Consider the following 19,153-nt stretch of genomic DNA (forward strand, 5'->3'; position numbering starts at 1 on the left):
GCAACAAGCCCGGCAATGGCGCACGCCGCGAAGGCCAGGGCGCCGGCGGCCGTGGCCCACGCCGTGATGGTGGCCAGGCGGCCCCCGCTGCGCCCAAGGCGCCTGCCCGCCCACGCCACCCCGTGGTGGAAAAGCTCGCCGGTCTGTACCCTGCACTGTTTGGCGACCAGCCGCTGCCGCTCAAGCGCGGTGTGTTCCAGGACCTGATGGCCGCCCACCCCGACGCCTTCGAGAAGAACGAGCTGAAGGTGGCCCTGGGCCTGCATACCCGCTCGACCCGCTACCTCAACGCCGTGGCCATGGGCCAGTCCCGCCATGACCTGCAAGGCCAGGTCGTCGAGGCGATGGCGCCTGAGCACGTGTTCCATGCGCTGGTGGAGTCCTTCCGCCGCCGCAAGCCGCGCGACGGCGAAGACCTGCAGCTCAAGCTGCGCCGCCGCATCGGCATGGCCTATATCGCGTCCGACCTGAGCCGCGACGACTTCCTGGCCAAGGTCCAGGTCAAGGATGAAGCGACCCAGGCCCTGCTGGCAGCCGCCATGCAGGAAGTGGCCGAGTTCGACGCCAAGGCCGAAGCGCTGGCCACCGCCCATGCCGCCAGCGGCAAGAGCGTGGCCGAGTTTGCCGATATGTACGGCATGCACCCCGCTGCGGTGGAGCGCCACCTGCACCGCGCTGCCCAGACCCAGGCGATTGCTGCACGCCCTGCAGCCGCGCCTGCGGCCCCAGAAGCGGCGGACGAAGGCGATGCGGCCGAGCCAGCCGCTGCCAAGGCCGACGACAGCGCTGCTGCTGAATAAACCCGGCATTCGCCCAGCAAAAAGCTGCCCACGCTCCTGGAAGCGTGGACAGCTTTTTTTATGCCCCTGGCTTGATCGCTGACCCGCCGCTGCTTACACTGGGTTCCTGAGACCTGCGGATGGCTACCATCTGCGCAAGGAGTACGCCATGAAGCCCGATACCCCCCAAGCCAACCGCAATCGCCGCTGGCTGCGCAAGTTCTGGGGTGCGGTCTGCGTGATTGCGGGCCTGGCCAGCATTGCCGCCGGGCTGGAGACGGCGTTGATGGACTGAGCGCCGCTTGGCGTTTAAGAAGCAGCCAAGGCCTTCTCGATGGCCGCTTCCAGCTTGGCCGGCTTGGTCATCGGGGCAAAACGCTGCACCGTGCGGCCATCGCGCCCGACCAGAAACTTGGTGAAGTTCCACAGAATCCGCCCGCCCAAGAGGCCTGCCGCCTGCGCCTTGAGCCAGGCAAACAGCGGGTCGGTGTGCGGGCCGTTGACCTCTACCTTGGCCAGGCTGGGAAAGCTGGTCTGGTAGTTCAGCTCGCAAAACTGCGCAATCTCGGTATTGCTGCCGGGGGCCTGCGCACCAAACTGGTTGCAGGGCAGGCCCAGCACCTGCAGGCCCTGGGGGCCGTACTGCTGTTGCAAAGATTCGAGCCCTTGGAGCTGCGGCGTAAAGCCGCAGGCGGTGGCCGTGTTGACCACCAGCACCACCTGGCCGGCATAGCGCGACAGCGGCAGCGGCTTAGCGCTGGCGTCGTGGAGAACAAAGTCCTGGATGGTGTGCGGTGTTGCGGGCATGGCGGCTATCTTAGTCGCTAACCCAGCTTCAGCACCACTCAGGGCAGGCGCGACTCCAGCGCCGCAATCAGCGAAGCCGACAGCACCAGCGCGCCGCCCAGCAGCAGGCGGCCCGAGAGCACGGTGCCTTCGATCAGCACATTGGAAGCGCTGGCAAAGACCACCTCGGACAGCATCACCACCGCAGCGGTGGTGGCGGCCAGGCGCGAGGCGCCGTATTGCAGGGTCCAGTTGCTCAGCATGATCAGCACGGCGACGACCAGTACCATCAGCGGCCAGCCCCAGGCCATATCGGGCACGGCCGGCATGCGGCCCAGGTAGATGCCCAGCACCGACATGGCACCGGCGGCCACCAGGCCGCCAAAGAACATGGCCAGCATGCGCGCCTCACCCGGCACGCGGTACTGGCTGCGCAACACCACATTGGTGCCGGCAAAGGTAAAGCCCCCGACAATGGCCAGCGCATCGGGCAGCGAGAGGTTGGCTGTCAGGCTCTGCCAGGTGGCACCGGCTGGAATCATCACGATCAGCACGCCGCTGAAGGCCAGCACCAGGCGCAGGATGGAGTACTTGTTGGGCTTTTCACCCAGAAAGTACCAGGCCAGCAGCACCGACCAGGCGGGCATCAGATAGAACAGCAGCACCACACGCACCACATCGCCGGTGGTGGCGGCCCAGTTGAACAGCACATTGGTGCTGCCCGAGGTAAAGGCCAGCAGCAGCAGCAGCGGGTGGCGCCGGGCAATGGCCGCCGCTGCCGGCTTGACCAGCAGCAGACCGCAAAACAGGATCAGGTAGACCAGGGCCGTGCCCAGTACCGGGTGCACCCCCAGGGCCTGCAGCTGGCGGAACGGCCACCAGATCGTGCCCCAGATCAGGGCGTTGGTCATCAGGGCTAAAAAGGGCAGCGCGGTGAGCATGGGGCGAGGGGAAACAGCGCCTGGGGTCAACAGGCGCTGTCAGCTTTCTATTTTTCTAAGGGGTGCAAGAGGGCGGGTGGGCTTGGCGCGTGGCCCACCGGCGGATCACTCAGTGGTGGTGGTCGTGGCGGGCAATGTCCAGCAGCCGTTGGACTTCCTGCGGATGCTGCTTGCAATTATGCCGGTGCCACAGCAGGATGCACCACATGATGCCGGCCACCAGCAGGCCAAAGCAGGTGATGGCGCCATAGGCCGACATGCCAAAGCGGGTGAACATGCTGTAGACGACACCCAGGCCCAGGATGCAGGCCTGCTCGTTGAAGTTCTGCACTGCAATCGAGCGGCCCGAGCCCATCAGGTTGTGGCCCCGGTGCTGCAGCAGGGCGTTCATCGGCACCACCAGAAAGCCACCCAGACCGCCCAGCACCACCAGAAAAGGCACCGCCAGCCAGATGCTGTGGATAAAGTTCATGCACACCACCAAGAGGCCCATCGCAATGCCCAGCGGGATCACGCGCGTGGCGCCGTCGAGCTTCATGCGCATCGAGGCGAGGATGGCGCCGACTGCCGTACCGATGGCGACGACGCCGACCAGCGCCGAGGCCTTGGTCGTGCTGTAGCCCAGCGCCACCGCACTCCAGGCCAGCACGATATAGCGCAGATTGCCCGAGACGCCCCAGAACAAGGTGGTGGTCGACAGCGAGATCTGGCCGAGCTTGTCGCGCCACAGGCGGCTGTTGCAGCGCCAGAAGTCGGGCAGCAGGTCCATCACGTTGGAGAACATGCTGCGGCTCGTGTCCTGGCGCAGTGGCACCAGCTGGGTGCTGGTGCGCGGGATGCGGGTGTTGAACCAGGCCGCACCTGCATACAAGAGGCCGATCACGCAGATTGCCGCCTCGGAAGGGGTATCGATGGGGGTGTCGATCAGGGGCAGATCAAAGGACAGCAGCCAGCCCGAGACCTGTGGGCCCACCAGCTGGCCGCCCAGCAGCACGCCCAGGATGATCGAGGTGATCGTCAGCCCCTCGATCCAGCCATTGGCCCGCACCAGCTGGCTGGCCGGCAGCAGCTCGGTGAGGATGCCGTACTTGGCCGGTGAGTAGGCGGCAGCGCCCAGGCCGACGACGGCATAGGCGAGCAGCGGGTGGTGGCCAAACAGCATCAGCAGGCAGCCGATCACCTTGATCGCATTGCTGATGAACATCACCTGCCCCTTGGGGTAGGCATCGGCAAAGGCGCCCACAAACGGTGCCAGGATCACGTAGAACAGCGCGAACATGGGCACCAGGGCGGCACGCTGCCACTCCGCAGCGCCTGCGCTGATCAACAGATCGACGGCAACGACAAACAGGGCGTTGTCAGCCAGCGAGCTGAAAAACTGCGCCGACATGATGGTGTAGAAACCGCGCTTCATTCGTTGGGAGGCTGATAAGGGATGCTAATGGCGCGAGAAATTTGTAAGCTGCGTGTAGGGAGTCGAGGTTATAGCACGCAGGGGCGAAAGCACGGTGCCAGAATACTAGGGGTTTTCATAATCTTGTTGTGAGTATTTGCCATGCCGCGCCCCATTCTAGCCACCATTCACACTGCTGCCTTGCAACATAACCTGGCACGCGCCCGTCTGGCGGCCCAAGACGCCAAGCTGTGGTGCGTGGTGAAAGCAAACGCTTACGGCCATGGCATCGAGCAGGTGTTTGACGGCATGCGCGCCGCTGACGGCTTTGCGCTGCTGGAGCCGTCCGAGGCGCAGCGCATCCGCGATCTGGGCTGGCGCGGCCCCATCCTGCTGCTCGAAGGCGTTTTTGATGCGCGTGACCTGGAGCTGTGCTCGCGCCTGAACCTCTGGCACACGGTGCACTGCGACCAGCAGATCGACTGGCTCGCCGCCCACAAGACCCAGCAGCCCCACCGCGTGTTCCTGAAGATGAACTCCGGCATGAACCGCCTGGGCTTCACCGCCGAGCGCTACCGCTCGGCCTGGGCCCGGCTCAATGCGCTGCCCCAGGTCGACGAGATCTCCTTCATCACCCATTTCAGCGATGCCGACACCGCCAAGGGCATCGGCGCGGCCATGGCGCTGTTCAACCAGACCACCGTGGACCTGCCCGGCGAGCGCAGCATCTGCAACAGCGCCGCGATGCTGCGCAATCCCGGTATGTCGGCCAGCGAGCGCGGCGACTGGGTGCGCGGCGGCATCCTGCTCTACGGCAGCGCGCCCGATTACCCGCTGCAAACGGCCGATGACTGGGGCCTGCAGCCGACGATGAGCTTGTCGGCCAAGGTCATCGGTGTGCAGGAGCTGCAGCCCGGCGATACCGTCGGCTATGGCTCGGCGTTCACCGCCGACAAGCCCATGCGCATCGGCGTCGTCGCCTGCGGCTATGCCGACGGCTACCCGCGCCACTGCGGCAACGGCACCCCCGTGCTGGTCGACGGCCAGCGCTCGCGCCTGATAGGCCGGGTCAGCATGGACATGGTCACCGTCGACCTCACCGACGTCCCCCAAGCGGGCTGGGGCAGCGAGGTCACCCTCTGGGGCCGCGCCGCCAACGGCACCGTGCTCTCCATCGACGAAGTGGCCCAGGCCGCTGGCACCGTGGGCTATGAGCTGATGTGCGCGGTCGCGCCACGGGTGCCTGTGGTGGTGGATGGGCACTGATCTGCCTTAAAAATAGGCAGATCTTCCAAGTGCTGGGTTGGTGCTGCACCGGCTTTGCAGAAGGATTCAGCCAGCTCCGCAGGCTTTAAAGAAAAGCCTGCCTTTGCCGTCTGAGCGCGTCGCGGTCGATGCTGGCTGCGAGCTGCTCCATATCCACCGGGCTGACCCCCAGTGCTTGAAAATGCGCAGCCCACTGGTCCACGGCCGCAGCCACCTGCTGCACCAGCGCGATGGCGCGTGGCCTTTTGAGCCCGTATTCCTTGATCTGGGTGAGCGCATTCTCCAGGCTGGACTCAGCCCCCATGGTGCCCACGCTGAGTGCCTGGTAGCCCAGGTTCTGCAGACTGGGCACCACGTCGTAGGCGGGGCTGAGGTCGTAGTAACCGTCCACGTTCAGGCTGATGCTGTGGTTGCGCTCATGGTCGTCGGTGTTGTCCATGAGGATGTTGAAGACCATGCGCTTGAATAGCTCCTCGCGCATGGTGGCCTGCCGCTCGGGATGGCCCAGGCGCAGCAGGATGCTTGCCAAGGCGCTGTAGCTCAGCTCCAACCCCGCAGCGCGCAAGGCAGTGTGAGCCGATTGGCAGTGCACGCGGAAAGGGCCGATGCGGTCAAAGCGCGCAATGGTGAGTGCATGCCGCGCCTTGCTATAGCGCGGTGGCAGTGGCAGCACCGCAGTGTTGGCGGTGTATATGCCGGCCTGTGCGGCCAGCCTCATCGTCGCGTGTTCAATCAGCGGGGTATCCACGGCATCATCCAACTCGCTGAATTTGATGACGCAGGGGCCGTTGTCGGTCTGCAGCAAGGCCTTGGGCCGGGCGCCACCCAAGGTGACGCCGGGCTGGACCAGGCGCTGTATCTCGGGGGTGATTGGGGCCTGGGTCTGCACATCTTCCACTGCGGCCGCGAGTTGCGCCAAGTCCTTCAGCTGCGGATACGGCCCGATATAGCGCGGCAGGTAATGCTCAGCAGAGGTGGAAATGCCCAGTGCGCCAAAGCGGTCGTCTCCGGCAAAGAGCAGCATCTCCAGAATAGACAGGCGTGCAGGCCGGTCGATGTGGCGGATGATGCGCTCGCCCCAGCGGTCAGGCCGGGCGTCGTCGATCGCGCCAGGCGCCGTATGTTTTTCCTCATTGCTGAAAAGCTGGCCTTGTACCAAGGGCAGGTCCTGGCTGAGCGCAAAGTTCCACCAATCTGGCGCATAGCTGAACGTGGCGCAATCTGCCACCAACTGCGAAAGGCTGACCGTGCCCGCCAAGGTGGGCGCCGCCGGGTTGACCATGGCCCAGACATAGAGCTGGTCTTGCGGCACATAAGTGCGTGCAGAGACGGAGGGGAAGGCGTCGGCGGTCATGGCTTTTGGGGAGGCTTCTTGGCCATGAGCGCGGCAAGTCCTGGGGCTGCACTTGTCCATTCCTTGAGAGTCTTCTCTGATGGTTCCGCAACGATCCGAGCCAGCTCGGGCAGGTAAGCAGGGCTGAACAAGGATTTCCGGGATTTTTCTAAAGATTCGGAAGTGAGACGATCTATCTCTGACAAGGTACCTGCCTCAGTCCCGGCTTTGCGGCGCTCTGTTTGTGCCGCTGATGGCAGGGGATGGGCTGGCTCTTGAGTTTTGGGCTTGCGCTGGCTTTTTGCCTTGGCGACCTCTCGCTCCAGCGCAGCATGGTCGTTCTGCGGTGCAATCAGCCCGGCCAAATCGCCCCTTGGATTGATCAGCCACATGCACATCACATAGGAGGCCATCGCGACCGACGGGTCACCCCGTTCGATGCGGGCCATCGTGGGCTGTGAAATGCCCAGGCGTTTGGCCCATTGCGCCTGCGACTCTCCTCGCCGCTTACGGGCGATAGCAATGTTCTGCGCCAGCTTTTCGATCTGCTGCAGGACGGCTTGCGGGTAGTCGGAAGGCGATGTGTTTTGACGAGGCATTCATAGATATTAGTCTTTTGTCTGAAAAAAGCAAATCTATGAATTATTTTGTCTTCTATGCTGACGAAAAAATACCAATCTCTGCTTGCACTGAGCTTAAAACAACATAGATATCATCATTTCTACGAATTTCATTCATCTATGAATATTTAAGGCTAATGGTGCCATTCCTCATCACTCTTCAACAGCAAACAGCGTGATCTTTGGGAGCATCCAGCATCATCCTCCTCCTCGCCGGCGTAGCCGGTGAACTGACCAAAAACAGATCACCGTTAACCCACGGGTTTACCCTGATGCTCTCAGGGTTTGTGCAGGCCTGAAAAAATTAGCGTACAGTTTTGTACGTTTAATGCTTTTGCCTCTACCCCATGACCTCCAAAGAACGCCAACCCCGCAGTGATGCGCTGGCCCATCGCAGCCAGTTGCTCGATGCGGCCCTGCATGTGTTTACCGAGCAGGGGGTGACGGTGGCTTTGGATGTGGTGGCCGAGCGGGCGGGGGTGAGCCGCACGACGCTGTACCGCAATTTTGCGGACCGGTCCGAGTTGCTGCGGGCCCTTCTAATCCATATTCTGGAACGGCTGGCCGCCAAGGCCCATGCCTTGAGCGAGACGGGCGATGCCGATGCGCTGTTCGAGTTTTTGCGCCTCTGGGCGCATGACTCGGTGCTGACCGTGCCGCTGACCGATTACTGGCGCTCGCTGCCGCTCGATGACCCCTTGGTCGTTGACCTGCGCTCGCGCCTGTTGGCGCTGGTGACGCCCTTGCTGCTGCAGGCCAAGGCGGCAGGGCGCTGCCGGGAGGATCTGCAGGGGGCAGATCTGCTGCTGATCGTGGGCATGTTCAGCGCGGCGCGGCGGGGCCGCACGCCGGCCGAGCGCCTGCAGCTGAGCGACCGCGCCTGGCAGCTGATCACCGAGGGCCTGCGCATGGATGCCAGGGAGACGGTATGAACGCGCCTGCCTTTCGCTATGTCGAGCAACCCCCGGATTGGGAGACGCATGAGCGCCCCGTGCTGCCGGGCTCGCCCGCGCGGCTGCAGCACACGCTGCCCCGGCGCATCGCCTACATCATGGTGGGCCTGTTCGTCGGTCTGGTCGGCGGTCTGGGCAATGGTCTGGTGACGGCCAATCTGACCTCGATCCAGGGCCAGCTGGGCCTGACGGCAGTCGAGGCCGCCTGGCTGCCTGCGGCCTATGTGATGGTCAATGTGACGGCCAACCTGCTGGTCTTCAAAAGCCGCCAGCAGCTGGGCCTGCGGGTATTTGCCGAATGGGGCCTGGGCATCTATGCGCTCTTGGCGCTGCTGCACGTGTTTGTCGAGGGCTACACCATGTCCATCGTGGTGCGGGCCGTCGCCGGTTTTGCCGGTGCCACCACCACCTCGCTGGCCGTCATGTATGTGATGCAGGGCTTTCCGGCCTCCAAGGTGCCCTCGGCCTTCATCCTGGGCATGAACATGTCCTCGATCGCCGTGCCGCTGGCCTGGGTGCTGTCGCCTTCGCTGGTCAACGTCAACCCCTGGCCCCATCTGTATGCGTTCGAGGCGGGTCTCGCGCTGATGGCCTTTGCTGCCGTGGTGGTGCTCAAGCTGCCGCGCGGCCTGCAGATCCATGTGTTCGAGCCGCTGGATTTTGTGACCTTTCTGCTGGTGGCACCTGCGGTGGGCCTGCTGTGCGCGGTGCTGGCCCAGGGCGTGAACGCCTGGTGGTTCAACGCCCCCTGGCTGGCCTATGCGCTGATCGCGTCGCTGGTGCTGTTTGCGCTGGCCGCCCTGCTGGAATACAGCCGGCGCACGCCGCTGATCCAGCTGCGCTGGCTGATGCACCCCACGACGCTGACCTTCATGGCCGGGGCCATCATGATGCGTTTCATGATCTCGGAGCAGAACTATGGCGTGGTGGGCCTGCTGCGCGCGATGGGCGTGGTGCCCGAGCAGCTGCAGGCGCTGTATGGCGTCATTTTTGTCGGCATGCTGCTGGGCGTGATCGTGGGTGCTGCCACCTTCAGCCCCCAGGCCATCCTGCCGCAGATCCTGACCTCGATCCTGCTGATCGGCGTGGGCGGCTGGCTGGATCTGCACTCCACCAGCCTGAGCCGCCCGCATGACTTTTTCTTCAGCCAGTTCCTGATCGCGTTCTCGGCGGCGCTGTTCATGGGGCCGGTGATGATGATCGGCATCCAGCGCGCGCTGGGCAAGGGGTTGGACCACATGGTCACCTTTGTCGTGCTGTTCTCGGTCACCCAAAGCCTGGGCGGGCTGCTCGGCCCCGCGCTGCTGGGCAGCATCCAGCAGCAGCGTGCCCAGCTCTACACGCAGGCGATTGCGGCCGATATGCCGGTGACCAACCCGCTGGTTGCGCAGCGCCTGGCCCAGCAGTCGCAGTCGCTCGGCCGCACCATCACCGACCCGGTGCAGCGCGGCGCCCAAAGCCAGGCCCAGCTGGTGCAGGTGATCCGGCGCGAGGCGGCGGTGCGCGCCTTCAACGATGTGTTCCGCGTGATTGGCGCGATGGCGCTGGCCTTCCTGGCCTGGGCGTTCTACCGCGTGCTGCGCCAGCGCATTTTGGCCTGGCTCGCGCGGCGCCGGGGCGAGCTGCCGGCGCCCGTCTGACCTCCATCCCCTTTTTCGATCCCTATCTACAAAGCAACAACAATGGCTGATACTGAAAAACCCACTCCCCAAGCGGCCCCCGCTCCCGCAGCGCAGCCCGCTGCCCCCCAAGCCACGGCGGCTGCGGCCGCCGCATCGGCTGCCCAAGCGTCGGCAGCTGCCGCTACGGCAGCCGCCACCCCGGCACCCACCGCATCACCGACGGCCAAGCTGATCCGGCCCAGCCGCCGCGCGGTGCTGACCATGGCGGTCGTCGCCTTGGCCGGCGTGCTGCTGGTGCTCTGGGCCTGGAAGCTGCCGCCCTTTGCCTCCGACATGATGCGCACCGACAACGCCTATGTGCGCGGCCAGATCACCGTGCTGGCGCCCCAGGTCAGCGGCTATGTGACGGAGGTGAATGTGCAGGACTATGCGCATGTCAAGCGCGGCGATGTGCTGCTGCGCATCGACGACCGCATCTATGCCGAAAAAGTGGCCCAGGCCCAGGCGCAGCTCGACAATGCCCGCGCGCAGCTGGCCAACTCGGACCAGACCCAGGCGCAAAACCGCGCCAACCTGGGCGCACGCCAGGCCAGCCTGTCGGCGGTGGATGCCGAAGCGCGCCGCGCGGCAGCCGATCTGCAGCGGGTCGAGGACCTGGCCGCACGCGGCTCGGTGTCGCTGCGCGAGCGCGACCAGTCCCGCGCCACCAGCCAGCTGGCCAAGGCCAATGTGCAAAAGGCGCAGGCCGATATCCGCATTGGCGAGCAGAGCATCAAATCGACCCAGGTGGCACGCGCCAGCCTGGAAGCGCAGGTGAAGGCCGCTGAGGCCCAGCTGGGCCTGGCCCAGATCGACCTGGACAACACCGTGGTGCGTGCGCCGCGCGATGGCCAGATCAGCGAGGCCTCGGTGCGCTTGGGCCAGTATGTGGCCTCGGGCACGCAGCTGCTGTTCCTGGTGCCCGAGCAGTTGTGGGTGGTGGCCAATTTCAAGGAAACCCAGATCGCCCACATGCAGCAGGGTCAGGCGGCCAGCTTCTATGTCGATGCGCTCGAAGGCGCCGAGCTGACTGGCCATATCGAGCAGATGGCACCGGCCACCGGCTCGGAGTTCAGCGTTATCAAGGCCGACAATGCCTCGGGCAACTTCATCAAGATCGTGCAGCGCCTGCCGATCCGCATTGCGATCGACCCGAACCAGCCGCTCGCCGCCCGCCTGCGCCCAGGCATGTCGGTCGAAGTGCATGTGGACACGCGCGCGGCCAAGGCCGCAGCGCAAGGAGCCCGGCCATGACCCGCAGCCGGTTTTTGCAAGGCTCGGCCGGCACCACGCTGACGGCCCTGGGCATGGCGATGCTGCTGGCCGGTTGTGCGCCGGCACTGCGCCAGGCGCCCGCCGATGCGGCCGTGACCGTGCCCAGCGCCTGGGCGCAGACGGGCGCCGCTGCCACCAGCGGGCCGGAGGCAGCCGTGCCGGTGGCCTGGTGGCAGGCATTTGGTGATGAACAGCTCAACGGCTATGTGCAGGCCGCGCTCGCCCGCAATGCCAACCTGCAGGTGGCGGGCACCCGCGTGGCCGCAGCCCGTGCCCAGCTCGCCGCTGCCGATGCCGCGCTGCAACCCAGCCTGTCGCTGGGCGCCAATGTGGGCGCCACCCACACCTTGACCACCTCGGGCATCACCACCAGCCGCTCCGTCCAGCCGCAGCTGCAGGCCAGTTGGGAGCCCGATCTCTGGGGCCGCCTGGGCGAGCGCAGCACGGCAGCCGATCTGCAGTACCGCGCCAGCCAGGCCGACCGCGATGCGGTGGCGCTGACGGTGGCGGCCACCACGGCCCAGGCCTATGTCGATCTGCTGGGCCGCGAGGCGCAGCTGGCCCAGACGCGCCAGACCCTGCAGACGCGCAGCACCGCGCTGCAGCTGGCGCGGGACCAGGAATCGGTGGGCTATATCTCGCGCCTGCAGGTGACGCAGGCGCAGGCCGAGTACGAGGCCATCCAGGGCCAGATCCCGCCCTTGGAGCTGGCGATTGCGCGCCAGTACAACGCGCTGCAATTGCTGGCCGGCGATGTGCCCGCCGTGCGCGATACCGCTGCGGCTAACGGCCAGGGCTTTGCCCGGCTGCAGATGCCGGTGGTGCCCGCTGCGCTGCCCTCGGCCCTGCTGCGGCGCCGGCCCGACCTGGTGCAGGCCGAGCTGAACCTGGCCGCCAGCGATGCCAGCCTGCGCGCCAGCCGCGCCGCCTACCTGCCCCAGCTCAACCTCAGCGCCAGTGCGGGGCGGCTGTTTGTCAATGCGCTGCAGTACAACCCTATCAATGTCTGGAGCCTGGGCGCGAGCGCGCTGGCGCCGCTGTTCGATGGTGGCCGGCTCGACGCCCAGTACGACAGCGCCACCGCCCAGCGCGACCAGGCCGCCTACGCCTACCGGGGCGCGGTGCTGTCGGCCCTGGGTGATGTGGAAAACGCGCTGGTCGGCGTGCAGCGCCTGGCCGAGCAGGAGCAGGCGGCCGAGCGCCGCCGCGCCGTGCTGGCCCAGACCCTGGGTTATGCCAAGGACCGCTACGAGGCGGGCTATGCGTCCTACCTGGAGCAGATCGACGCCCAGCGCAACCTGTTCCAGGCCGAGACCGAGCTGGTCAACCTGCGCCAAAGCCGGCTGGACAACCAGATTGCGCTGTACCGCGCGCTGGGCGGAGGCTGGTCGGCCGATGCGGTGCTGCCGAGCGCCGCAGTGCGACCCGCCGCCGCAGATTAGGCGGGGCTTAAGCCGGGCGCAAAGCGTTGCGCTCAGCCCTCAGACAGGCCTTGCCAGGGGGGATCCCGGCGTGGCAGGCGCTGGCGCCGCCGCATAATGCGCGAATGCCCCATTCTGGGGCGTTTTGTGCAGAAAGGCGGTGCGCCTGCGCCTTCTGCAGCTGCCGGGTATTGCTGCCATGTCTGAGACTGTTGTTTTGCGGGGGCCTGAGCGCCCCGATCTGTTGCGCCACGAGGTGCTGGCCGATGTGTTCGAGGCCACCGCCTATGCCCACCCCGAGCAGGTGGCGCTGATGGCCGGGGCGCGGCAGCTGACCTATGCCCAGCTCGATGCCGACGCCAGCCGCGCGGCACATCGGCTGATCGAGGCCGGCATTGGCCCGGGCGATATGGTGGGCCTGTGGCTGCCGCGCGGCATTGCGCTGCTCAGCCTGCAGCTGGCCATTGCCAAGACGGGCGCCGCCTGGCTACCCTTTGACAGCGAGACACCGCCCGAGCGCATCGCGACCTGCCTTGAAGACGCCAGCGCCAAGGCGCTGCTGATGGCCGCTGCCACGCCCCAGCAGGGCCTGCGCGATGCCCAGGTGCTGTGCCCGCTGCTGACCGATCTGGAACTGCTGGCCGAGCTGCCCGCAGGCACCCCGCTGCGCCGGCGCGTCAATGCCCAGCCCAGCGATCCGGCCTATGTGATCTACACCAGCGGCTCGACCGGCAAGCCCAAGGGTATCGCCATCAACCAGGGCAGCATCTGCCACTTTTTGCGCAGTGAGAATGCGCGCCTGGGCGTGCGCCTGGGCGACAAGGTCTACCAGGGCTTCTCGGTGGCCTTTGACATGTCCTTCGAGGAGATCTGGATCAGCTACCTGGTGGGTGCCACCTTGTGGATTGCGCCGCGCGAGATTGCCGGCGACCCCGAGGCGCTGCCCCAGGCCTTGCTGGAGCAGCAGGTCACCGTGCTGCATGCCGTGCCCACCTTGCTGGCGCTGTTTGCCCAGGATGTGCCCAGCCTGCGCATCATCAACCTGGGCGGCGAGATGTGCCCCGAAGCGCTGGTCGATCGCTGGGCGCGTTCGGGCACCGGCGCGCCGCGCCAGCTGTTCAACACCTATGGGCCGACCGAGGCTACCGTGTCGGCGAGCCTGGCCGAGCTGCAGGCGGGCGAGCCCGTCACCATCGGCACGCCGCTGCCCAACTACAGCATGGTGGTGGTGCAGGTGATCGAGGCGGACAGCTTTCCCGCCGGCACCGCGCCCCGCTTGGTGGGGCTGCCAGCGGGCGAAGTGGGTGAGCTGTGCATTACCGGCCCCGGCGTGGCCGCTGGCTACCTGGGCCGGCCCGAGCTGACGGCCGAAAAGTTCTTGGACAACCCCTGGCCGGCAGGGCCGCATGACAAGCGCCTCTACCGCACCGGCGACCTGGCGCGCATCGATGAAAAAGGCCAGATGCAATGCCTGGGCCGGGCCGATGACCAGGTGAAGATCCGGGGCTTTCGCGTCGAGCTGGGCGAGATCGAGGCCGTGCTGGCCCAGCAGCCCGGTGTGGGCACCACGGCGGTGCTGCTGCGCAAGGACGACGGTATCGACCAGCTGGTGGCCTTTTATGTGCCGCTGGAGACACCCCCCAGCCATGCCGCGCTGCGCAGCGCGCTGGCCGAGCGCCTGCCGCCCTACATGGTGCCGGCCCGCTTTGAGGCGCTGGCGCTGATGCCGCGCCTGACCTCGGGCAAGATCGACCGCAACGCGTTGCGTGCCGCCGCGCTCAGTGCCGCGGTGGACAGCGGTGATTCGGACACCGCCGAGACCCCGGCCGAGGCGCTGCTGTTTGCCGCGCTGGCGCAGATGTTCCCGGGCCAGCCCATCCGCCGCTCGCTGGATTTCTTCAGCGACCTGGGCGGTCACTCGCTGTTTGCTGCGCGGCTGACCTCGGTGCTGCGTGCCGATGCGCGCTTTGCGCAGGCCACCGTCAGCACCATCTACCAGCAGCGCCGCGTGGGCGCGATTGCCCAGGCCTTGCAGGCCAGCATGGTGGCGGACGATGCGCCGGCACCGGCCGCGCGCGCGTTCCGCGAGCATTCGGCGCTGCGCCGCTGGCGCTGTGGCGCTGCGCAGGCGGTGGCGATTCCTTTGCTGGTGCTGGTCAAGATGGCGCAATGGCTGGCGCCGTTCTTCACCTACCACTTCTTTACCGGTGACGAGAACGACTCGGTGGCCGTGGCCATTGCGGTGTCGGTACTGGCCTTTGCGCTGGCCACGGTGCTGGAGTTTGTCGTGGCCTGGGCCGGCAAGTGGCTGATTGCCGGCCGCCTCAAGCCCGGGCGCTACCCGCTCTGGGGCCTGACCTATTTCCGCTGGTGGCTGGCTGACCGGCTGGTGGAGGCGGTGCCGGTGGGCATGATCACCGGCTCGTCGCTGTTTCCGCTGTGGCTGCGCGCGCTGGGTGCCAAGATCGGCAACGATGTGCTGCTGGGCTCGATGACGGTGCGCGCCCCCGATCTGCTGCGCATTGGCGCCGGAGCGAGCGTGGGCAATGTGGTGAGCCTGGAGAACGCCCGGGTCGAAGGCGGCTGGCTGCTGCTGGGCACGGTCGATATCGGCGCCGATGCCTGCATTGGCTCCTATGTGGTGCTGGAGGGCAATACCCGCCTGGGCGACTGGGCCCATCTGGAAGGGCAGTCGAGCCTGAGCGATGGCCAGGCGCAGCCTGCGCGCAGCGTCTGGACCGGCTCGCCGGCCCAGCCTGTCTCGGACTTTGACACCAGCTGCATGCCCGAGCGCGTGCGGCCCAGCGCTGCCTGGCGCGCCTGGGAGATGCTGGTCTATGCGGTGGGCGGCCTGAGCATCGCGACCCTGTTCTTCATGCCGGTGTTCCCGGCGTTCTTGCTGATCGACTGGCTGGATGTGGACGCGATCTCGGTGCGGCCTTTGCTCGAAGACGGCACGGTCGATGCGCTGGGGGCCTTTATCCTGCGCTTTTTCAAGTTCTTTGTGCTGGCGCTGCCCGCCAGCCTGGTGCTGGTGGTCTGCACCATGCTGGTGGCCGCCTTGATCCGCTACCTGTTCCTGCCCCGGCTGCAGCCGGGCACCTGGTCGGTGCACAGCGGCCGTTACCTGGGCAAGTGGCTCACCAACCAGATCCAGGAAGGGAGCCTGGCGACCTTGCACGGCATCTATGCGACGGTGTTTTCGGCCAGCTGGTACCGCATGCTGGGCGCCAAGGTGGGCAAGCGCACCGAGCTGTCGACCGCGCTGGGCGTGGTGCCCGATATGCTGACCCTGGGCGACGAGTGCTTTGTAGCCGATGCGGTGATGCTGGGCGACGAGCGCATCGATGGCGGCTATATGACGGTGCAGCCCACGGTGGTCTCGCGCCGCAGCTTTATCGGCAATGGCGCCTATGTGCCCGATGGCTCGACCATTCCCGAAGGGGTGCTGATCGGCGTGATGTCGGCCGTGCCGCGCAATGCCGACATGCAGGCCGGCCAGACCTGGATTGGCTCGCCGGCCATCAACCTGCCTGCGCGCGAAGTCGTGCAGGGCTACCCCGACCATTTGACCTTTGCGCCGTCACGCCGCCGCGTGCTGGGCCGGGGCCTGGTCGAGGCCTTCCGCATTGGCGCGCCCCATGCGCTGGTGATTGCCGCCGGTTATGCGATTGTGCTTGACGCGATGCCGTTGGCCGCTGCCGGCCGCTGGGGCGCGGTGGTGCTGGATCTGGCCGTCGCCGGCATGGTCTTTGGCCTGGGCGCCTTCTGGGCGGTGGCGCTGTTCAAGTGGCTGCTGGTGGGGCGCTACCGCAAAAAGGCTGCGCCGATGTGGACGCCCTTTGTCTGGCTGTCCGAGGCGACGACCAGCATGTACGAAGGCATTGCGGTGCCCAACTTCTTGCGCTACCTGCGCGGCACGCCCTGGCTCAATCTGGCGATGAACCTGCTGGGCAGCAAGATTGCCAGCAGCGCCTACCTGGACACCACCGACATCACCGAGCATGACTGCGTGACCATTGGCGCGCACAGCGAGCTCAATGCGCTGTCTTGCCCGCAAACCCATTTGTTTGAAGACCGGGTGATGAAGGTCGATGACGTGGTGATTGGCGCGCGGGTCACGGTGGGCGCGCGCTGCACCGTGCTCTACAGCGCCGAGCTGGGCGATGGCGTGCAGCTGGGCCCGATGACCTTGGTGATGAAGGGCGAACGCCTGCCCGCCGGCACCCGCTGGCAGGGCGCGCCGGCCGCGCCATGGCGGGCTTAGCATTGAACTGGACCAGGCAGCCGCTGGCCCTGCCGCCAGCGCTGCAGGGCCGGGTACAGGCCCAGGCGGTGGTGATGGCGGATGCACCGCCATCAGGCGCGCTGCCGCGCGAGAGCCTGCGCGAGGCCGTCTACCTGGCGATCTGCCAGGCCTTGGCGCCACAGCTGGGCTGCGAGCCAGCGCAACTGGCCGTGCAGCGCCGTGCCGGCCAGGCCCCGCAGCTGCTGCGCAACGGGCAGGTGCTGCCAGGGTGGCAGCTGTCCATCAGCTATGCCGATGCGCTGGCGGTCTGGGCCTGCACGCAAGAGGGCAGCGTCGGCATTGATGTGCAAGGGCCGCCCGGTGATGAACACACGGATATCGATGCCGCTGGCTGGCCGGCGGTGGCTGCCCTGTACCTGGAGCCCGATGCCGCCGCTGCGCTGGCTGGCTTGCGGGGGATGGCCTGGCAGCGCGGTTTTGCGCGGCAATGGGCGCGGCTGGAAGCCCAGCTCAAATGCGCCGGGCTGGCACTGGCTGAAGCCGATCAGCGGCAAAAGGGCTGGAATGCCGGCATCGCGCTCTGGGATCTGGACAGTGCTGCGGGCGCGGTCGCGCTGGCCTGGCGCGCCTCGGCCTAGGCCGCATCTGGTTTTTGGCGGGGCCGTTACACTGGCCTGCCCGCCCGCCGCTAGCAGAATCTGCACTGCGCCAGGCCCATATCGATACAACGAATAAATCGTTGGCGCGGCCGGGCTGCACTGCCATAGTGCGGCGTTTTGATTTTTTGCATGGAATGAAGGAATCTGTGATGCAACCCACCACTTATCTGCAAGGCCGCAACGGCTGGGCGCGCAGCGTCTGCACCCTGGCCATCGCCGGCGCAGTGGCCGGCATGGCATTTTCTGCCCAGGCATCGAACTTCCGCTGGACCCGTTCGGCCGATCTGTCGTCCTGGGATATCCATGCGCAAAATGTTGGGGTCAACAACTCGGTGCACCGCGCGGTGTATGAGGCGCTGGTCGAGTACAACAGCCAGACGCAAAAGCCCGAACCTTCGCTGGCCACCAAGTGGGAGCGCATCAACCCCAAGCAGCTGCGCATCACCTTGCGCGAAGGCGTGACCTTCAGCGATGGCTCGCCGTTGACCCCCGATGACGTGAAGTTCTCGCTGGAGCGCGCCAAGGCCAAGAGCTCCGGCTTTGTCGTCTACACCCAGGGCATCGACCGCATCGAGGTGGTCAATGCCCGCACGCTGGATATCTTCTCCGACGTGCCCAACCCGGTGCTGGTCAACCAGCTGACCGAGCTGCGCATCATGAGCAAGCCCTGGGCGGTGCAGCACCAGTCCGAGGTGCCCAAGGACATCAAGGCCAAGGACGAGAACTATGCCCACCGCCATGCGCTGGGCACCGGCCCCTATGTGCTCGACAGCTGGTCGCAGGATTCGCGCCTGGTGCTCAAGCGCAACCCGCAGTGGTGGGGCAAGACCCAGTACCCCAGCAACATCACGCAGGCGGTCTACACGCCGATCAAGTCGGACGCCACGCGCACGGCCGCGCTGCTGTCGGGCGAGGTGGATTTCATCATCGACCCGAGCATGAACGACCTGCAGCGCATCAAGCAGGCGCCCAACCTGCAGGTGCTCGAATCCGCGGCTGACCGCACCCTGTTCCTGGGCATGGACCAGTACCGCGACGAGCTGCCTCAGTCCAGCGTCAAGGGCAAGAACCCCTTCAAGGATGTGCGCGTGCGCCAGGCGCTCTACCAGTCGATTGACATGGGCACCATCCAGCGCGTGGTGATGCGCGGCCTGGCCCAGCCCACCGGCACCCTGATTGCCCACCATGTGAATGGCTGGACCAAGCAGGCCGACCAGCGCCTGGCCTTTGATGCGGAAGGCGCCAAGAAGCTGCTGGCCCAGGCGGGCTACCCCGATGGCTTTGAGTTCGAGTTCTCCTGCCCGGCCGGCCGCTACCCGAGCGACGAGCAGCTGTGCCAGGCCATCAGTGCCCAGTGGGCCAAGGTGGGCATCAAGGCCAAACTGCGCACCTACCCGTTCGCGACCTACTTCCCGATGATCCAGCGCTACGAAGCCAGTGTCTACCTGCTGGGCTGGTCGGTGCCCACGTTTGACGCCTACTACAGCCTGCAGGCGCTGCTGCGCTCGCCCGGCGGCAGTGGTGATGGCAACTTCAACCTGGGCCGCTTCTCCGACCCGCAGCAAGATGCCATGATCGAGCGCGTCAAGACCGAAACGGACCTCAAGCTGCGCAACCAGCTGATCGAGAAGGTGCTGCTCAACGAGCACAAGGCCATCTCGCATATCCCGCTGTTCAACCTGATCACCCCCTGGGCGACCAGCAAGAAGGTCAGCATCCCGACCCGCGCGGACAACTACATCGACTGGCGTCTGCTGAACGTGGCCAATTGACGGGCGGGTGAGAGGGCCAAGGCGCCGCTGTCTGATAATGCCTGC

At 66.1% G+C, this 19,153-nt stretch carries 15 protein-coding genes; 10 read left to right on the plus strand and 5 right to left on the minus strand.

Translation table 11 applies throughout. From position 1 onward, the window contains the following. Positions 1 to 800, plus strand: an 800-nt coding sequence (locus tag WH303_RS20790) for a ProQ/FINO family protein (RefSeq protein ID WP_339520889.1), incomplete at its 5' end; no start/stop codon positions are given. A 148-nt stretch (positions 801 to 948) separates the two neighbouring features. Next, positions 949 to 1,074 (plus strand): hypothetical protein, encoded by a 126-nt coding sequence (locus WH303_RS20795; RefSeq protein WP_021027617.1) that lies wholly within the window; start codon positions 949 to 951, stop codon positions 1,072 to 1,074. Between the two features lie 14 nt (positions 1,075 to 1,088). On the opposite strand, the gene WH303_RS20800 is transcribed toward WH303_RS20795, so the two are convergent. From WH303_RS20800 to lplT, 3 genes are all read right to left on the minus strand, one after another. Continuing rightward, positions 1,089 to 1,586 carry a glutathione peroxidase gene (locus WH303_RS20800; RefSeq protein WP_339520891.1) on the minus strand — a complete coding sequence of 166 codons (498 nt, stop codon included), beginning with the start codon at positions 1,584 to 1,586 and terminating at the stop codon, positions 1,089 to 1,091. Positions 1,587 to 1,624: 38 nt separating this feature from the next. Next, the gene (locus tag WH303_RS20805; RefSeq protein WP_339520893.1) at positions 1,625 to 2,476 is read right to left on the minus strand and encodes a DMT family transporter; all 852 of its coding nucleotides are present in this window, start codon (positions 2,474 to 2,476) and stop codon (positions 1,625 to 1,627) included. A gap of 139 nt (positions 2,477 to 2,615) precedes the next feature. Continuing rightward, the gene (gene lplT / locus WH303_RS20810; RefSeq protein ID WP_021027614.1) at positions 2,616 to 3,920 is read right to left on the minus strand and encodes a lysophospholipid transporter LplT; all 1,305 of its coding nucleotides are present in this window, start codon (positions 3,918 to 3,920) and stop codon (positions 2,616 to 2,618) included. Positions 3,921 to 4,061: 141 nt separating this feature from the next. On the opposite strand from lplT, the gene alr reads away from it, so the two are divergent. Then, on the plus strand, positions 4,062 to 5,165 hold the full coding sequence (alr, locus tag WH303_RS20815; RefSeq protein WP_339520897.1) for an alanine racemase: 1,104 nt from the start codon (positions 4,062 to 4,064) through the stop codon (positions 5,163 to 5,165). 85 nt (positions 5,166 to 5,250) lie between these two features. Here the strand turns inward: alr and WH303_RS20820 are convergent, their stop codons facing one another. After that, positions 5,251 to 6,519 carry a type II toxin-antitoxin system HipA family toxin gene (locus WH303_RS20820; RefSeq protein ID WP_339520899.1) on the minus strand — a complete coding sequence of 423 codons (1,269 nt, stop codon included), beginning with the start codon at positions 6,517 to 6,519 and terminating at the stop codon, positions 5,251 to 5,253. After that, positions 6,516 to 7,097 carry a helix-turn-helix transcriptional regulator gene (locus WH303_RS20825; RefSeq protein ID WP_021027611.1) on the minus strand — a complete coding sequence of 194 codons (582 nt, stop codon included), beginning with the start codon at positions 7,095 to 7,097 and terminating at the stop codon, positions 6,516 to 6,518. Before WH303_RS20825 ends, WH303_RS20820 begins: the two co-directional genes overlap by 4 nt. A gap of 368 nt (positions 7,098 to 7,465) precedes the next feature. On the opposite strand from WH303_RS20825, the gene WH303_RS20830 reads away from it, so the two are divergent. From WH303_RS20830 to WH303_RS20860, 7 genes are all read left to right on the plus strand, one after another. After that, the gene (locus WH303_RS20830) at positions 7,466 to 8,050 is read left to right on the plus strand and encodes a TetR/AcrR family transcriptional regulator (RefSeq protein WP_339520902.1); all 585 of its coding nucleotides are present in this window, start codon (positions 7,466 to 7,468) and stop codon (positions 8,048 to 8,050) included. Next, positions 8,047 to 9,711, plus strand: coding sequence for an MFS transporter (locus WH303_RS20835; protein ID WP_339520904.1), 1,665 nt, complete (start codon positions 8,047 to 8,049; stop codon positions 9,709 to 9,711). The genes WH303_RS20830 and WH303_RS20835 overlap by 4 nt, the downstream gene beginning before the upstream one ends. Before the next feature lie 42 nt (positions 9,712 to 9,753). Continuing rightward, positions 9,754 to 10,986: an HlyD family secretion protein gene (locus tag WH303_RS20840; protein WP_339520906.1), complete on the plus strand. Its 1,233-nt coding sequence runs from the start codon at positions 9,754 to 9,756 to the stop codon at positions 10,984 to 10,986. After that, entirely contained in the window at positions 10,983 to 12,449 is a 1,467-nt protein-coding gene (locus tag WH303_RS20845; RefSeq protein ID WP_339520908.1) for an efflux transporter outer membrane subunit, read from the plus strand. Before WH303_RS20840 ends, WH303_RS20845 begins: the two co-directional genes overlap by 4 nt. Positions 12,450 to 12,627: 178 nt before the next feature. Next, the gene (locus WH303_RS20850; protein WP_339520910.1) at positions 12,628 to 16,695 is read left to right on the plus strand and encodes a Pls/PosA family non-ribosomal peptide synthetase; all 4,068 of its coding nucleotides are present in this window, start codon (positions 12,628 to 12,630) and stop codon (positions 16,693 to 16,695) included. 2 nt (positions 16,696 to 16,697) lie between these two features. Further along, positions 16,698 to 17,315, plus strand: coding sequence for a 4'-phosphopantetheinyl transferase family protein (locus WH303_RS20855; protein ID WP_339520912.1), 618 nt, complete (start codon positions 16,698 to 16,700; stop codon positions 17,313 to 17,315). 170 nt (positions 17,316 to 17,485) lie between these two features. Continuing rightward, positions 17,486 to 19,108, plus strand: a complete 1,623-nt coding sequence (locus WH303_RS20860) for an ABC transporter substrate-binding protein (protein ID WP_084635682.1) — start codon at positions 17,486 to 17,488, stop codon at positions 19,106 to 19,108. Positions 19,109 to 19,153 lie beyond the last annotated feature (45 nt).

The organism is Comamonas sp. MYb69 (genome assembly GCF_037479315.1).
GTDB lineage: Bacteria > Pseudomonadota > Gammaproteobacteria > Burkholderiales > Burkholderiaceae_C > Comamonas.

Excerpts from the sequence above, each read along its gene's own strand:
- WH303_RS20830 (WP_339520902.1), top strand. The coding sequence starts at position 7,466 with ATGACCTCCAAAGAACGCCAACCCCGCAGTGATGCGCTGGCCCATCGC.
- lplT (WP_021027614.1), bottom strand. The coding sequence starts at position 3,920 with ATGAAGCGCGGTTTCTACACCATCATGTCGGCGCAGTTTTTCAGCTCG.
- WH303_RS20805 (WP_339520893.1), bottom strand. The coding sequence starts at position 2,476 with ATGACCAACGCCCTGATCTGGGGCACGATCTGGTGGCCGTTCCGCCAG.
- WH303_RS20835 (WP_339520904.1), top strand. The coding sequence starts at position 8,047 with ATGAACGCGCCTGCCTTTCGCTATGTCGAGCAACCCCCGGATTGGGAG.
- WH303_RS20795 (WP_021027617.1), top strand. The coding sequence starts at position 949 with ATGAAGCCCGATACCCCCCAAGCCAACCGCAATCGCCGCTGGCTGCGC.
- alr (WP_339520897.1), top strand. The coding sequence starts at position 4,062 with ATGCCGCGCCCCATTCTAGCCACCATTCACACTGCTGCCTTGCAACAT.
- WH303_RS20840 (WP_339520906.1), top strand. The coding sequence starts at position 9,754 with ATGGCTGATACTGAAAAACCCACTCCCCAAGCGGCCCCCGCTCCCGCA.
- WH303_RS20825 (WP_021027611.1), bottom strand. The coding sequence starts at position 7,097 with ATGCCTCGTCAAAACACATCGCCTTCCGACTACCCGCAAGCCGTCCTG.
- WH303_RS20860 (WP_084635682.1), top strand. The coding sequence starts at position 17,486 with ATGCAACCCACCACTTATCTGCAAGGCCGCAACGGCTGGGCGCGCAGC.
- WH303_RS20820 (WP_339520899.1), bottom strand. The coding sequence starts at position 6,519 with ATGACCGCCGACGCCTTCCCCTCCGTCTCTGCACGCACTTATGTGCCG.
- WH303_RS20850 (WP_339520910.1), top strand. The coding sequence starts at position 12,628 with ATGTCTGAGACTGTTGTTTTGCGGGGGCCTGAGCGCCCCGATCTGTTG.
- WH303_RS20845 (WP_339520908.1), top strand. The coding sequence starts at position 10,983 with ATGACCCGCAGCCGGTTTTTGCAAGGCTCGGCCGGCACCACGCTGACG.
- WH303_RS20800 (WP_339520891.1), bottom strand. The coding sequence starts at position 1,586 with ATGCCCGCAACACCGCACACCATCCAGGACTTTGTTCTCCACGACGCC.